Raw genomic sequence first — 13456 nt, 5'->3', positions numbered from 1 at the left:
GCGCGAAGGGCGGCATCGCCGACGATGCCGCCCTTCGTTTCAGTCAGCGCGTGTTACTTGACCGGCTTCGTGACGTCGATACCGAACCACTTGTCCGAGATCTTCGAGAACGTGCCGTCGGCTTCGAGTTGGGTCATCGCGTCGTCGATCGCCTTGGCGAATTTCGGGTTGCCCTTCCTGAACGGGATGCCGGACGGGTTGCCTGCGCCGACGTTCGCGCCGGTGCGCAGCGGCAACTGCGAGTTCTTCATCAGGTACGCGAGCATCAGGCGGTCGTTGAGCGCTGCGTCGAGACGCCCGGCGGCCAGATCGCGCAGGTACTCGGGCGCGCCCGGATACGTCTTCACGTCGATGCCCGGCACCGACTTCGCCATGTCCATGTAGTTCGTGCCCAGACCGACGCCGAGCTTCTTGCCCTTCAGATCGTCGAGCGACTTGAACTGGCGCGTGTCGTCCTTACGCTGGATCAGTTGCGCGGCCGAGTACGTGTAGGCCGGCGAGAAGTCGAGCGCCTGCTTGCGCGCGTCGGTGATGCCCACCTGGTTGACGATCACGTCGAACTTGCCCGCCTGCAGACCGGCGATGATGCCGCTCCATTCGGTCGTGACGAATTCCGGCTTCACGCCGAGCTTCGCGGCCACGGCCCTGGCGATGTCGACGTCGTAGCCGACCAGTTCGCCCGACGGCGCTTTCGAATTGAACGGCGGGAAGGTGCCCTCCAGGCCGATACGCAGCGTGCCGCGCTGCTTGACCTGATCGAGCAGGTCGTCGGCGTGGGCGGTCACGGCGGTGAACGACGCGCCGATCAGACCGGCGACCAGAATCTTTTTTAACAAGCCAAATTTCATCGAGTTCCTTTTTTTACGTCTGGCGTTTTAGCAGACGAAAGCATAACAAGGCAGACTATCGAAACCAAAATATCGTTTGTTTATGTCTATATTACTGGCGCGGTTGCCGCGCTGCGCACGCGTGCGCTCAGCGCAGTGCTTGCACGCATTCGCGCACCAGTGCTGGTCCGCGGTAGATGAAGCCGGTATAGAGCTGCACCAGCGACGCGCCGGCCGCGATCTTGGCGCGCGCATCGTCGCCGGAGAAAATCCCGCCCACGCCGATGATCGGCACCGTCTCGCCGACTTCCGCGCGCAACTTGCGGATCACTTCGTTCGACGCATCGAACACCGGCTTGCCCGACAGGCCGCCGGCTTCGTCGCCGTATTGCATGCCGGTCACAGCGGTGCGCGACAGCGTGGTGTTGGTGGCGATCACGCCCTCGAAGCGGTGGCGCAGCAGCGTGTCGGCGATCGATTTGATCTGTTCGTCGTCGAGGTCCGGCGCGATTTTCAGCGCGAGCGGCACCAGCTTGCCGTGCATGTCGGCCAGACGCTGCTGCTTGTCCTTGAGCGCGGCGAGCAGCGCGTCGAGTTCGCCCGCGCCTTGCAACTGGCGCAGATTCTTCGTGTTCGGCGACGAGATATTGACCGTCACGTAGCTGGCGAACGGATACACGCGTTCGAGGCAGTACAGGTAGTCTTCGGCGGCGCGTTCGATCGGCGTGTCGGCGTTCTTGCCGATGTTCAGGCCGAGAATGCCGCGGTAGCGCGCGGCCTGCACGTTCTTCACGAACTGGTCGACGCCGGCGTTGTTAAAGCCCATCCGGTTGATCACGGCATTCGCCTGCGGCAGACGGAACATGCGCGGGCGCGGATTGCCCGGCTGCGCGCGCGGCGTCACCGTGCCGACTTCGATAAAGCCGAAGCCGAGCGCGGCGAGACCGTCGATGCAGGCGCCGTCCTTGTCGAGGCCCGCGGCGAGCCCGACCGGATTGCGGAACGTCAGCCCCATCACGGTGCGCGGCGCATCCGGCACATGCGGCGCGAGCGCGCCGGCGAGGCCGGTGCGGCCGGCGGCGCCGAGTATGCGCAGGGTCAGGTGGTGAGCATCTTCCGCGTCCATGCGAAAGAGTTGGGCGCGTACGAGCGGGTAGAGGGAACTGAACACGGGACGAAGCCGGGCGGCCGAAAAATGGGAACCCGCCATTTTACCGGCTTTGAGGCGTTACCTTGACGCATTAATGAGGCCGGCTTGCGCGAGTGCGCCGCGATCGGCCAAAGCGGGCTTACGGCTTGAACGGCGGGCGCCTGCCGTGAATCGCCAGATCGACCGGCGGCAGGTCGATGCCCGTGGGATCGAGCACCCGCCAGGCGCCGTCGATCAAACCTTCGAGCGGGCGGAAATTCGCCTTGTACGCCATCTTCGGACTTTCGCGGATCCAGTAGCCGAGGTACACGTAAGGCAGCTTCAGGCTGCGCGCCTGCTCGATCTGCCAATAGATGTTATAGGTGCCGAAGCTCGTGTTGGGCAGACCCGGCTCGAAAAACGTGTACACCGACGAGAGCCCGTCGCCGAGAATGTCGATCATGCTGATCATGCGCAGAATGCCCGGCGCATCCGGCCGGTCCGGCAGCGGCTCGCGGAATTCGACCAGCCGCGAGTTGATCCGGCTCTGCAGCAGGAACTGTTCGTACTGGTCGCGGCTGTCGCGATCCATGCCGCCGCCCGCGTGCCGCGCCGACTGATAGCGCATGTAGAGCGCGTAGTGTTCCTCGTCGTAATGGAGCGGTGCGACGGTGGCGATCAGCTCGCCATGTTTCTTCCAGACGCGGCGCTGCGTGCGGTTCGGCTCGAACTGGTCGACCGGCACGCGCACTGGCACGCAGGCGCGGCAACCGTCGCAATACGGCCGGTAGGTGAACACGCCCGAGCGCCGGAAGCCGGCCTTGACGAGGTCGGTGTAGACGTCGGAGTTGATCAGGTGACTGGGGGTGGCGACCTGCGAGCGCGCGATGCGCCCATCCAGGTAACTGCAGGGGTAGGGCGCCGTTGCATAAAATTGCAGCGCCGAAAGCGGGGAAAGAGGCAGCTCGTTGGGATGAGTCACGTTGGCAGCTCTCGAAGCGTCTCTGGTAATGCAAACCCGGCGCCTTGCGGTTGACCACCCGCGGCGTGACCCGCGGCTCGGTGGGCGGCGGATCCGGATTCGGCCTGATTCTTCCTACGCCGCTGGCGCGACGATCTCGAGCAACACGGTCTTGTCGAAGCGCCAGGGAATCGGCGGTGCCTCGACCGACGCGCGAACATGCGCGATGAACGCCTTGCGCGCTATCTCGCGGCCGCCCAGCGACGCCAGATGCGACGTGTTCTGCTGGCAGTCTATCATTTCTATTTCGTGACGGCGCAAGTGTCCGACAAGCGCGGCCAGCGCCATTTTCGACGCGTCGGTGACGTCCGCGAACATGGATTCGCCGAAGAACATCTTGCCGAACGACACGCCGTACAAACCGCCCACGCGCTTGCCTTCGAACCAGGTTTCGATGCTGTGCGCGTCGCCTGCCCGATGCAGCGACGAATACGCTTCGACGACGTCCGCGGTGATCCAGGTGCCGCGCTGTCCGCGTCGCGGCGCCTGAGCGCAGGCGCGCATCACGGCGGCGAAATCATGGTCGACGCGGATTTCCCACGCGTCCTCGCGCAGCACGCGCCTGAGCGTCTTGCGCAGCGACGGCGACACTTTGAATTCGGCCGGGCGCAGGATCATGCGCGGGTCGGGACTCCACCACAACACCGGCTGGCCGTCCGAATACCATGGGAAGATGCCGCGCCGATAGGCGTCGATCAGTCGCGACGGCAGCAGATCGCCGCTGGCGGCGAGCAGGCCGGGCGCGCCACTGGTCGCGCCGAGCGCACGCTCGACGGGCGGAAACGGATCGTCGGGGCCGAGCCAGGGAACCATGCGCGCCGCTCAACCTTCGCGCAGTGAGCGGAAGATGTCGCCCGTGTGCAGGCCGAAGCTGCCGGCGGCACGGTCGGCGAAAAAGAAACGCAAAGTCTGGCCAACCGTGGGAAAGGCAATCTCGTCCCAAGGGATTTCGTGCTCCTCGAAGAGCTTCACTTCGAGACTTTCCTCGCCGCCGGCAATGTCCAGATCGAGCAGGCGCGCCATATAGAACAGATGCACCTGATGCACGTGCGGCACGTTCAGCAGCGAAAAAAGGCTCTGCACCTCGACGCGCGCGCCGGCTTCTTCCAGCGTTTCGCGCGATGCCGCCTCGGCGGTCGTCTCACCCATTTCCATGAAGCCCGCGGGCAGCGTCCAGTAGCCGTAGCGCGGTTCGATCGCGCGACGGCACAGCAGCACCTTGTCGTCCCAGACCGGGACGGTGCCGACCACGTTGCGTGGATTCTGATAATGCACCGTGCCGCAACTGACGCAGACGAAGCGCTCGCGGTTGTCGCCCGGCGGAATGCTCAGACTGACGCCGTGGCCGCAGACAGAACAGAATTTCATAGGAAGGGGGCAGGAAAGGGTGATAGGAGTTTATCACTGGGGCGCGATTTTACTCACGTCGGAAAATAGCGATGCGCGGTATTCGGCGACGATTGGGTTAGCTGGCAAGGGGCATGCCGAAGACTGCGGCACAGGAGGCGGTATATTTAATTTGGGGTGCAGAATATCTTGAGCCCGAGACTTGAACTGTGAGGGCGAAACGTGGTGCGGGCAGTGCAAGTGGTGATCGCGAACCGCTGATGAAATGCGAGTGCGGACGCGGGAAAGACGTGTGCGCCGCGCGGAGCGCGCAACACTTCATGAAAGATTTGGAAAGAAAACAAAAAAGGCCTGCCGGTTGGGCAAGCCTTCAATGTTTTGTTTCGACGTCTCGAACCTTTTTGCGCACCACGTTGAACACGCTGAATGCACTTGGTTGCGGGGGTAGGATTTGAACCTACGACCTTCGGGTTATGAGCCCGACGAGCTGCCAGACTGCTCCACCCCGCGTCCGTCGAAGAAAAAATTATAGAAGAAGTTGGACGCGGATGCAATAGCTATTTAAGAACCGGCTTCAATCCAATGCATCATGCGGCTGGCGTGAGCTTGCCAAGGTCGCGGCACGCACTGCGCGCGTCGCATGCCGGAAGGCCGGCGTAAGGCGCTGCGCTAGAATTCAGATTCTTCTCGCGACGCCGGCCTGCATGCACGCGGCGCACGCTTCATCTCTACCTTTGATCCGAACCCCATGGATATCGCTCACGATCTGCAGGTGATTGCCGCTCAGGAACACGCTCTGGTGTTTCCCCACTTCGATGCCGACCGCGCCTGGCAAGTCGGCGCCTACCTGCACGAGGTCGCCAAGGCGCGTGGCATCCCCGCCGCGATCGACGTGCGCACGTTCGGTCAGCCGCTCTTCTTCAGTCTGCTCGGCGGCGCGACGCCGGACAACGTCGACTGGGCGCGCCGCAAGGGCAACACGGTCGCGCATTTCCGCCGCAGTTCGTACTCGATCGGTCTGAAGATGCAGCAGGCCGGCAGCACGCTCGCCGACAAGCACGGCTTGCCCGCCACGGAATATGCGTCGCACGGCGGCGCGTTTCCGCTGACGGTGGCGGGCGCGGGCGTGATCGGTTCGATCACGGTGTCCGGCTTGCCGCAGCGCGCCGATCACGAACTGGTCGTGGAAGCGCTGTGCGCGCACCTCGGTCACGACTACAGCAAGCTCGCGCTTGCAAAGGCCTGAGGCGATGCGGCTGCCTGCTTATGCATTGCTGGGCATCGCGATCGTGGCCGAGGTGATCGCGACCTCCGCGATGCGTGCGTCGGAGGGCTTCTCGCGGCTGGTGCCTTCGGTGGTGGTCGTGCTTGGCTATGGCGTGGCGTTTTATTGCCTGTCGCTAACGCTCAAGACCGTTCCGGTCGGCATCGTCTATGCGGTGTGGTCCGGCGCCGGCATCGTGCTGATCACGCTGGTCGCGGTGGTGTTGTACCGGCAGGTGCCCGACGTGCCCGCGATTATCGGGCTCGGTCTGATCATTGCCGGCGTCGCCGTGCTGAACATGTTTTCGAAGATGCAGGCGCACTGAGGCATCGCGCACCGAATCGCGCACCCACAGGCGCCACGGGCGCTCACTTGCAGCGCACGATCATCGAACGGTTTTTTACGTTGGCCGAGACGACGTTGGTGACACTGCCGCCCGCGGCGCCGCCTTCGTCATTGTCTTTCGACACGATGTCGTAGCCCGTCGCGCCACATGCCTTGCCGGCCTGCACGTAGCACGAGGCCCAACTGGAAGCGGCGTCGGCGCCGCTGCAATTCACGGCGAAGCCGGTCTGGCCGTTCGGCAGATTGATCAGCGATGTGGTGTTCGACGATGCGCAGCCGGCCAGCCCCGCGCCCAACAGCACGGCTGCGGGCAAAGCCGCCGCGAGCGACGTCCGGCGAACCAGGGTAAGCGCTGCGCTGGTTCGAAGGCGGTTGAGGCGGCCGGCGCGGCGCAGTTGCGTCATGAAATGCATCGTGATGTTTCCTTTCAGAGTGATAGTGGGCTTGCCACGCAGACGAGAAGCGTCTGTTCGTTGGGGGCAAGCTCAGGGCGTTTCGATCGTAATGCCCGCTGCGCTGACCAGCCGGCGGCTTTCAGCGCCTGTTTCCGTGGCCGCGTCTTCCCAGATGCTGATGGCTTTCGGAATGTCGATGCCGTGGCTTTCGGCGTAGGCAAACCATGTGTTTGCCGCATCCGGCTCGGGCAGTTCGTGGTTCTGCAGAAAATATTTTCCCATATTGCGCTCGCTGACTTGAAAAGGGCGTCGTCGCGGCAGCACGGATCGTGCCGACTATGTGGTTCGACCGGCGTGGGCCGCACAAGTGCGATTGGGCGCCTCGCTGGCTGGCTGTACAGAACTAATTGGCTCGCGAGGCGCCTTACATAGTGGTTGGCCGCGGCGCGCCGACGCCTGTTCCGTATGGACGAGGCGCGCAAGGGTCGACGCGGCGCTCAGACACGGGGTCAACGTGAGCAGGCGTCCCGGACACACGCCCACGCGGCATCCGCTCATGAATTGCAACGAGGAGAACGAATATGGCTGAACGGGTCAGCGGCCCCTATCGTGGTTACTACATCAGCGCCACCGCGCGTCTCGTGCACGCGGCCGATACGCCGGCCACGCCTGCGGGCGGTGCGAGCGGGACTTACGTCGGCTCGGTGAGTCTCACCGAACACGGTCCGGACGATCCTCACCGCATGGAAACCTTGCTGGATCTCGGCGACGGCCAGCGCTTCGGCAGCGAAGAGGAGGCGCTCGTCTTTGTCGAGCAGGCCGCGCGGGATTACGTCGACCGCCTGCTGGGAGGCGCTTGATGGCGGTGTTTCCAAGGGAGCAAGGCATCGCCGGGAGCAACGTCGAAACTGCTGAAGAAAGCGCCGCCGCAGGCTGGACCGCGGTCCGGCCGCGCGAGTACCATATCGACGTTGTCCGGGGCCGGCCCTCTCTCGCCGGCGCTGGTTTCCTGCCGGACCTTTCTGATGAGGCGACCATGGAAATTCGGTTTCCCGCGGACGCGCCTGCCTACCGCGACTCCAATCTGACCGTTGTGTTTCCCGCGCTGGTGGACGGCGAACCGGTGCCGTGCGCGATTTCGGTCGAAGCGCTCGAAGATCATTTCGGCGCCTACTCCGAAGACCTGGAAGGGTGGATGCGCGCGTTCGACGCCGGCCGTCCGCGCATCGAAGCGGTGGCGCGCGAGCACTTGCAGATCAGTAACGGCACGCCCGTGCTGCTGAAAAGCGGCCATTTCCCGCCGGGCAACGTGAGCGGTGTGGACGGTTGATGCCGCGTGAGTGCGACTCATTGGAATAGAGTGCTGCCGAATGCTCCGCATTGCTGCCGAGCGCTCCGGATTGCTGCAGCGTGCGGCCGATCGGTGGCGCGGGCCGAGGCGATCCGTCATGCATTGGCATAAACGGCTGCTAGCCGGCTGGCAACTGGCCACGCGAACACCGCTCACGGTTTCCTCCACAGCTATCATCGCCCTCGTTCAAACCGCGTTCGCCGCGCTTCTGTTTGCCCCGGCGCTAGAGGCTGCCGCCTCGCGTGCCGTATCGAACGCATGGCGGATACCTTCCTCGTAAGACGTTTTGGCGATCGGGCCGATCAGTTCCGTCAACGCCGAATCGTCGAGCACGACCGGTTCGGTCATCAGGTAGTTCATCTCCACCAGTTCCCGCATCAATGGATTGAACAGGCCGAGCAGGCGCAGCAGCGTTTTGCCGGCGACTAGCAGTTTCGGCTCGCGGCCCGCCAGCGCGTAGGCCTGCCGCGCCACGTCGCGCTGCGTGATGGTGCCCGCGCCGGCAAGGTGCCACCAGCGGCCATACGCTTGCGGCGTGCGCGTGAGCTTTTCGACCACCGGCCCGATATCCGGCAGATAGATGAATTCATGCGGCACATCCACTGGGCCGATCACCTGGGCGCGCTTGCCGTTCGCCGCGCCCTCGAAAACGCCGTTCAGCAGACTGCGCTCGATACCCGGGCCGTAGAAGTCGGGCAGGCGCAGCACGAGGGTCGAGAGGCCGTTCTGTCCATGCGCCGCCAGCACCAGATTTTCCTGCGCGAGGCGCATCCGTCCTTTGAACGTGTGCGGCTCACGCGGATGATTTTCGCTGATCGGATTGCCGCGCGCGCGGCCGTACGGGTACACGGTGCCGATCAGAATGAAGCGCTCGACACCTTCCGCCGTCACGCCGGCAAGAGTCCGCTCCATGAGCGGCGGATGAGCGGCGAACTGGTCGTAGGGCACGCCCACAAGATAGATCACTGTCTGCAGACCTTGCGCGGCCGCGCGAATCGAAGCGGGGTCGTCCGGATTCCACGTGACCATCTCCGCATGCGGATCGTTTCCGAACGCGGCCTGGAGCGCCTCGCGGGAGCGGCCGACCACGCGGTAGTCGCGGCCCGCCGCACTGAGCGCCGCTGCGATGATCTGACCGGCCGCGCCCGCGGCTCCGAATAAACCGACCTTGCCTATGGCTTGCATGACGACTCCTCGAAACGGCGCCGCATCGCGCCTGCATGAATGGATTGACGAATGAAAATTTAATGAACACCGTTTAGTGAACAGTGTTCAGTTTAATTTGACTTTTCAGTTTGTCAACCGGAGAATGTTTGCCATGGGAATCGCTGAACGAAAGAACCGCCAGAAGCAGGCATTGCGCGAACGCATCCTCGATGCCGCCCGCCGCATCGTGATGCGCGAGGGCTTCGCCGCGCTGTCCATGCGCAAGATCGCCGACGCCATCGAATATTCACCGGCCACGCTCTACCTGCACTTTGCGAGCCGCGACGAGATCGCGCAGTCATTGTGCGCGGAAGGCTACGCGCAATTGCTGGAGACGTTCGTGCCGCTCGCGGGCATCGCCGATCCGGCTGAGCGGCTCAAGGCGCTCGGGCGGGCTTATGTGGCGTTCGGGGTCGCGCATCCGGAAACCTACCGGCTGATCTTCATGGAAGATCCGAGCTACACCGGCGCGGCTTTGGGCGGCGCGCTCAAGGGAAGGGCGGCGGCGGGCGAAGACATGGCAGTCACGCCAGCGGACGCGGCGGGTGGTGATTCGGCCGAACCCGAGGACGACCCCGGCGAGGCCGCGTTGCACATCATGATCTCCGCTTTGGAGGAACTCAAAGCGGCGGGCGGGCTGCCGGCATCGACGGATGTGGCGGTATGGGCCGAGGCCTTCTGGGCGACCTTGCACGGTATCGTTGCACTGAACCTCACCTGTCCCGTGTTTCCGACCGCACCGCTCGACACGGTCGTGGGCGTCGCGCTGGATACGTGGCTGGGCGCGTCGCGTGCGAGGTCGAACAACGCGCCGTCGCAGCGCATCGCGACTACTGCGGGCACACGCAAGAAAAAGCCCTCTGGCGCGAGCACGGAGTTGCCGGCGGAGCAAGACAACGAACCTGCCACCCGGACGCCGGGCAGGAAGCCGGCGCAAGCGGCGACGGCCAAGGTTCCCACGCCCGAACCCGCGCACGCTTCAAGGCGCAAACCCACGCGTGCGTGATACCGTTCAATTCCACCTCATACCGCGCCGCTGCGCCTAGCACTCCATGTCCATTCCCGCCTCGCCCGCCATCAGCGACGAAATCGCGACCTACGTAGCCAACCGCATCGGCTTCATCGAACTGGAAAGGCCGAAGGCGCTCAACGCGCTGTCGACCGGGATGATTCGCGCAATGCACGCGGCGCTCGACCAGTGGCGCGAAAATCCCGATGTGCTCGCCGTCGTGGTGCGCAGCCAGCACCCGCGCGCGTTCTGCGCGGGCGGCGATATCCGCTTTCTGTATGAGACGGCGCAGCGCGGCGAGCAGGACGCGCGCGACACGTTTTTCAGCGAGGAATACCGGCTCAATCACGCCATCTTCACTTATCCCAAGCCGTATATCGCGTTGATGAACGGCGTCGTGATGGGCGGCGGCATGGGTATTTCACAGGGCGCGCATCGTACCGGCGGCCTGCGCGTCGTCACCAACTCGACCAGATTGGCGATGCCCGAGACCCGCATCGGGCTATTTCCCGATGTCGGCGCGAGCTGGTTTCTGGCCCGCACACCTGGCGCGATCGGGCGTTATCTTGCTGTGACAGGCGAAACGATCGACGCGGCCGATGCGCTCTACGCCGGTCTGGCCGACGCCTACATCGAGGACGCGGCATTGCCCGCGCTGATCGATACCTTGCGCAGCGAACTGTTCGAGCGAGGCGTGGACGTAGTGGCGTGCATCGAGCGTGAGGCGCTTGCGTACCAGGTCGTGCCGCAGCCGGAGGCCTCGTCGCTCGCACAGGCGCGTGCGTTGATCGACCGTCACTTCGCGTTGCCGGATGTCGCGCGCATTCTCGCCTCGCTCGAAAGCGAGCGCGACAGCGGCGAGGCCGCCGATTGGGCCGAACAGACGATCGCGATATTGCGCGAACGTTCGCCGTTGTCGATGGCGGTGTCGCTGGAAGTGGTGACGCGCGCCGAGGGTTCGATGGCGGACGTGCTGCGCGGCGATCTCGATCTGACGCGCTCGAGCTTTCTGCACGGCGACACGATCGAAGGCATTCGCGCGCGCATCATCGACAAGGACAACGCGCCGCGCTGGCGCTTTGCGCGCATTGAAGACGTGAGCGCCGCCGAGGTCGAGAAGATGTTCGAGAGCCCGTGGCCGGCCAGCGAACACCCGTTGCGGGATTTGCGCGGTTAGGCCCTAAGCCTGAAACGCCGGAAAGTCATGCCGTCGTTGCGAGCGGCATGTCAGCGTGGTGTGTGACGTGCGGCGAGCTTGCAGGGGCCGTTCATTGCCCACGCGCATTGGCTACGCGCATTGTCCACACTCACTCCTCATCTTCGCTTGCCATGAACGCGCGCATGAACACCAGCGCGCCCCAGCCCCACATGGCATTCGCCGCGAAACCGACCGCGAGGCGCGGCAGCATATTGCCGCTCGGCCAGATGCCGCGCAGCGGATCGACTACAAATACGCTCGCCGCCGTCAATGCGATGCCGCCGAACACGAAGGCCGGCACCCAGGGCGCGCGACGATGCGGCGCGACGCGCAGGAGCCAAGCCATCAGCACGGCCCAGAACGCGCTCCAGATCGCGTTGGCGATGAACTCAGGCAGCCCGAGCGGTAGAAAAGGCGTGGTCGAAAAACCGGTCGGGTCGATCATCCCGGCTACGTGCAGCAGCGCCAGTGTCGATTCGTGGAAGAACAGGGAAGCCAGAAAACCGGCGACGAACGGCAGGATGAGTTTTTGCATGCATTGCACCGCCAGGGTACAGGCGGCGTGGTGTCGCGTGGCCTGCACCGGATTATTGGAAACGTGCGCCATTATATAGAGCGGCCCCAGACCTGTCGCTTCGCGCCGGGGCTGGCGGGAGGGCGGTACACGTCGCGCGGCCCGGCGCGTTCGCGAGCGTGACACGCGCTTGCTCGCCGCAACTCGGTTCCAAAAAGGCGTCCACCACGCGTCCACCAGGCATTTACAAAGCGCGCCATCCGTATGCTTTAGCGTCGGGCTAATCACGAAAGTGGAAAACCTAAGCTAAAAAAAATCGTTCAAAAGCCGCGGCCCGATCCATAGACTCTTTCACCATACAGACGGCGTTTGCCGCCGTCGCCGTTTAATCGACGCGCGCATGACGCGCACGTTTGGTCGAGGGAAGCCGTCGCGATGTCCTGCCTGATGCCGATCTTCACTTGCCACATGGCGCACGCGCGCCGGCGGGTCCGCTGCCGCCGCTAGCCGGCGCCGATACCGCGTTTTCCGTCTTCTTGCGCTGCACCGTCCGGCTGTGTGCCGGATGGATGCGCGCGGCCGCGCGCGCCGGCACTCGACGCACCGTTTCCATTCAATCCAGTTTCGATCATGCAGGAGCAGCAAATGAATGTGTTCTGGTTCATTCCGACTCACGGCGACAGCCGCTATCTCGGTACGTCCCAAGGCGCACGCGCAGCCGATTACGACTACTTCCAGCAGATCGCCGTCGCCGCCGATACGCTCGGCTACGAGGGCGTGCTGTTGCCGACGGGCCGCTCATGCGAGGACGCGTGGGTCGTCGCGTCGAGCCTGATCGCCGCGACCAAACGGCTGAAGTTTCTGGTGGCGATCCGCCCGGGCATCTCGTCGCCGGGTCTGGCCGCGCGTATGGCAGCGACGTTCGACCGTCTGTCGAACGGGCGTCTGCTGATCAATGTCGTGACCGGTGGCGATGCGGCGGAACTGGAAGGCGACGGCGTGTTCGTCGACCACGACACGCGCTATGAAATCACCGACGAATTCCTGCACATCTGGCGCAAGCTGCTGAGCGCCGCGCATACCAACGACGCGATCGACTTCGAGGGCAAGCATCTCAGTTCGAAGGGCGGCAAGGCGTTGTATCCGCCGGTGCAGCATCCGCATCCGCCGCTGTGGTTCGGCGGTTCGTCGCCGGCCGCGCACGACATGGCGGGCGAGCATATCGATACCTATCTGACGTGGGGCGAGCCGCCCGCCGCGGTGGCGAAGAAGATCGCCGACATTCGCGCGCGCGCCGCGGCGCACGGCCGTCAGATCAAGTTCGGGATTCGTCTGCACGTGATCGTGCGGGAGACCGAAGAAGAAGCGTGGGTCGCCGCCGACAAGCTGATCAGCAAGCTCGACGACGACACCGTCGCGCGTGCCCAGGCTTCGTTTTCGAAGATGGATTCCGAAGGGCAGCGCCGCATGGCCGCGCTGCACGGCGGCAAGCGCGGCGGCCGCGCGGAGCTCGAGGTCTATCCGCACCTGTGGGCGGGCGTGGGCCTCGTGCGCGGCGGCGCGGGCACGGCGCTGGTCGGCAACCCGGAGCAGGTGGCGGCGCTCATGAAGGAATACGCGGACCTCGGCATCGACACCTTCATTCTGTCGGGCTATCCGCATCTCGAAGAGTCGTATCGCTTCGCCGAACTCGTGTTTCCGCTGCTGCCGAACCGGCTGAACAAAGTCTCGAACGGGCCGCTGTCGGGTCCGTTCGGCGAGATCGTCGGCAACAACTATCTGCCGAAGGCGGCGAGTTCGAGCTGAGTGCAGGTGCTGCAAACGGCACGCGCGATCATCGATAAGCAATG

16 protein-coding genes and 1 tRNA gene are annotated in these 13456 nt (G+C 64.3%); 7 read left to right on the top strand and 10 right to left on the bottom strand.

All coding sequences use genetic code 11. From position 1 onward, the window contains the following. Window positions 1–53: 53 nt before the first annotated feature. The 6 genes from P0D71_RS07875 to P0D71_RS07850 form a co-directional block, all read right to left on the bottom strand. A complete protein-coding gene (locus P0D71_RS07875) occupies window positions 54–848 on the bottom strand; it encodes a cystine ABC transporter substrate-binding protein (protein ID WP_408479611.1) in 795 nt (264 codons plus the stop codon). 127 nt (window positions 849–975) lie between these two features. Beyond that, window positions 976–2037, bottom strand: a complete 1062-nt coding sequence (locus P0D71_RS07870) for a quinone-dependent dihydroorotate dehydrogenase (RefSeq protein WP_408479610.1) — start codon at window positions 2035–2037, stop codon at window positions 976–978. A gap of 79 nt (window positions 2038–2116) precedes the next feature. Further along, on the bottom strand, window positions 2117–2938 hold the full coding sequence (locus tag P0D71_RS07865; RefSeq protein ID WP_091794680.1) for an arginyltransferase: 822 nt from the start codon (window positions 2936–2938) through the stop codon (window positions 2117–2119). A 114-nt stretch (window positions 2939–3052) separates the two neighbouring features. After that, window positions 3053–3790, bottom strand: coding sequence for a leucyl/phenylalanyl-tRNA--protein transferase (aat, locus tag P0D71_RS07860; protein WP_408183019.1), 738 nt, complete (start codon window positions 3788–3790; stop codon window positions 3053–3055). 9 nt (window positions 3791–3799) lie between these two features. After that, on the bottom strand, window positions 3800–4345 hold the full coding sequence (locus tag P0D71_RS07855; protein WP_408479609.1) for an NUDIX hydrolase: 546 nt from the start codon (window positions 4343–4345) through the stop codon (window positions 3800–3802). 412 nt (window positions 4346–4757) lie between these two features. Continuing rightward, a tRNA-Met gene (locus tag P0D71_RS07850) sits at window positions 4758–4834 on the bottom strand. Between the two features lie 238 nt (window positions 4835–5072). Here P0D71_RS07850 and P0D71_RS07845 point away from each other — a divergent pair. Continuing rightward, window positions 5073–5570 carry a heme-degrading domain-containing protein gene (locus tag P0D71_RS07845; RefSeq protein WP_408479608.1) on the top strand — a complete coding sequence of 166 codons (498 nt, stop codon included), beginning with the start codon at window positions 5073–5075 and terminating at the stop codon, window positions 5568–5570. A gap of 10 nt (window positions 5571–5580) precedes the next feature. Further along, window positions 5581–5913, top strand: coding sequence for a DMT family transporter (locus P0D71_RS07840; protein WP_408479751.1), 333 nt, complete (start codon window positions 5581–5583; stop codon window positions 5911–5913). Between the two features lie 43 nt (window positions 5914–5956). Here P0D71_RS07840 and P0D71_RS07835 read toward each other — a convergent pair whose 3' ends face one another. Continuing rightward, complete coding sequence (locus P0D71_RS07835; protein WP_408183024.1) at window positions 5957–6346, bottom strand: hypothetical protein; 390 nt, start codon at window positions 6344–6346, stop codon at window positions 5957–5959. A gap of 72 nt (window positions 6347–6418) precedes the next feature. Next, window positions 6419–6610 (bottom strand): hypothetical protein, encoded by a 192-nt coding sequence (locus tag P0D71_RS07830; RefSeq protein WP_091794665.1) that lies wholly within the window; start codon window positions 6608–6610, stop codon window positions 6419–6421. A 299-nt stretch (window positions 6611–6909) separates the two neighbouring features. On the opposite strand from P0D71_RS07830, the gene P0D71_RS07825 reads away from it, so the two are divergent. Next, window positions 6910–7188 carry a hypothetical protein gene (locus P0D71_RS07825; RefSeq protein WP_091794662.1) on the top strand — a complete coding sequence of 93 codons (279 nt, stop codon included), beginning with the start codon at window positions 6910–6912 and terminating at the stop codon, window positions 7186–7188. A 176-nt stretch (window positions 7189–7364) separates the two neighbouring features. Continuing rightward, on the top strand, window positions 7365–7658 hold the full coding sequence (locus tag P0D71_RS07820; RefSeq protein WP_408479607.1) for a DUF1488 family protein: 294 nt from the start codon (window positions 7365–7367) through the stop codon (window positions 7656–7658). 207 nt (window positions 7659–7865) lie between these two features. Here P0D71_RS07820 and P0D71_RS07815 read toward each other — a convergent pair whose 3' ends face one another. Continuing rightward, entirely contained in the window at window positions 7866–8864 is a 999-nt protein-coding gene (locus P0D71_RS07815; protein WP_408479606.1) for an NAD-dependent epimerase/dehydratase family protein, read from the bottom strand. A 133-nt stretch (window positions 8865–8997) separates the two neighbouring features. Here P0D71_RS07815 and P0D71_RS07810 point away from each other — a divergent pair, with 133 nt between their 5' ends. Both P0D71_RS07810 and P0D71_RS07805 read left to right on the top strand, forming a co-directional pair. Then, window positions 8998–9891 (top strand): TetR/AcrR family transcriptional regulator, encoded by an 894-nt coding sequence (locus P0D71_RS07810; protein ID WP_408479605.1) that lies wholly within the window; start codon window positions 8998–9000, stop codon window positions 9889–9891. A gap of 46 nt (window positions 9892–9937) precedes the next feature. Beyond that, window positions 9938–11071: an enoyl-CoA hydratase/isomerase family protein gene (locus tag P0D71_RS07805; protein ID WP_408479604.1), complete on the top strand. Its 1134-nt coding sequence runs from the start codon at window positions 9938–9940 to the stop codon at window positions 11069–11071. 130 nt (window positions 11072–11201) lie between these two features. Here P0D71_RS07805 and P0D71_RS07800 read toward each other — a convergent pair whose 3' ends face one another. Next, window positions 11202–11627, bottom strand: coding sequence for a hypothetical protein (locus tag P0D71_RS07800; RefSeq protein WP_408479603.1), 426 nt, complete (start codon window positions 11625–11627; stop codon window positions 11202–11204). A gap of 624 nt (window positions 11628–12251) precedes the next feature. Here P0D71_RS07800 and ssuD point away from each other — a divergent pair. Next, window positions 12252–13412 carry an FMNH2-dependent alkanesulfonate monooxygenase gene (gene ssuD, locus P0D71_RS07795; RefSeq protein ID WP_408479602.1) on the top strand — a complete coding sequence of 387 codons (1161 nt, stop codon included), beginning with the start codon at window positions 12252–12254 and terminating at the stop codon, window positions 13410–13412. The last annotated feature ends 44 nt before the right edge of the window (window positions 13413–13456 follow it).

It is taken from the genome of Paraburkholderia sp. RL17-383-BIF-A, from assembly GCF_046028015.1.
Taxonomy (GTDB): domain Bacteria; phylum Pseudomonadota; class Gammaproteobacteria; order Burkholderiales; family Burkholderiaceae; genus Paraburkholderia.
The sequence above is the reverse complement of the archived record's forward strand: the minus strand, read 5'-3'. Positions and strand labels throughout refer to the sequence as shown.

Coding starts and splice junctions, on each gene's coding strand:
- P0D71_RS07875 (WP_408479611.1), bottom strand. CDS start 848: ATGAAATTTGGCTTGTTAAAAAAGATTCTGGTCGCCGGTCTGATCGGC.
- P0D71_RS07870 (WP_408479610.1), bottom strand. CDS start 2,037: ATGGCGGGTTCCCATTTTTCGGCCGCCCGGCTTCGTCCCGTGTTCAGT.
- aat (WP_408183019.1), bottom strand. CDS start 3,790: ATGGTTCCCTGGCTCGGCCCCGACGATCCGTTTCCGCCCGTCGAGCGT.
- P0D71_RS07855 (WP_408479609.1), bottom strand. CDS start 4,345: ATGAAATTCTGTTCTGTCTGCGGCCACGGCGTCAGTCTGAGCATTCCG.
- P0D71_RS07845 (WP_408479608.1), top strand. CDS start 5,073: ATGGATATCGCTCACGATCTGCAGGTGATTGCCGCTCAGGAACACGCT.
- P0D71_RS07835 (WP_408183024.1), bottom strand. CDS start 6,346: ATGCATTTCATGACGCAACTGCGCCGCGCCGGCCGCCTCAACCGCCTT.
- P0D71_RS07830 (WP_091794665.1), bottom strand. CDS start 6,610: ATGGGAAAATATTTTCTGCAGAACCACGAACTGCCCGAGCCGGATGCG.
- P0D71_RS07825 (WP_091794662.1), top strand. CDS start 6,910: ATGGCTGAACGGGTCAGCGGCCCCTATCGTGGTTACTACATCAGCGCC.
- P0D71_RS07820 (WP_408479607.1), top strand. CDS start 7,365: ATGGAAATTCGGTTTCCCGCGGACGCGCCTGCCTACCGCGACTCCAAT.
- P0D71_RS07815 (WP_408479606.1), bottom strand. CDS start 8,864: ATGCAAGCCATAGGCAAGGTCGGTTTATTCGGAGCCGCGGGCGCGGCC.
- P0D71_RS07810 (WP_408479605.1), top strand. CDS start 8,998: ATGGGAATCGCTGAACGAAAGAACCGCCAGAAGCAGGCATTGCGCGAA.
- P0D71_RS07805 (WP_408479604.1), top strand. CDS start 9,938: ATGTCCATTCCCGCCTCGCCCGCCATCAGCGACGAAATCGCGACCTAC.
- P0D71_RS07800 (WP_408479603.1), bottom strand. CDS start 11,627: ATGCAAAAACTCATCCTGCCGTTCGTCGCCGGTTTTCTGGCTTCCCTG.
- ssuD (WP_408479602.1), top strand. CDS start 12,252: ATGAATGTGTTCTGGTTCATTCCGACTCACGGCGACAGCCGCTATCTC.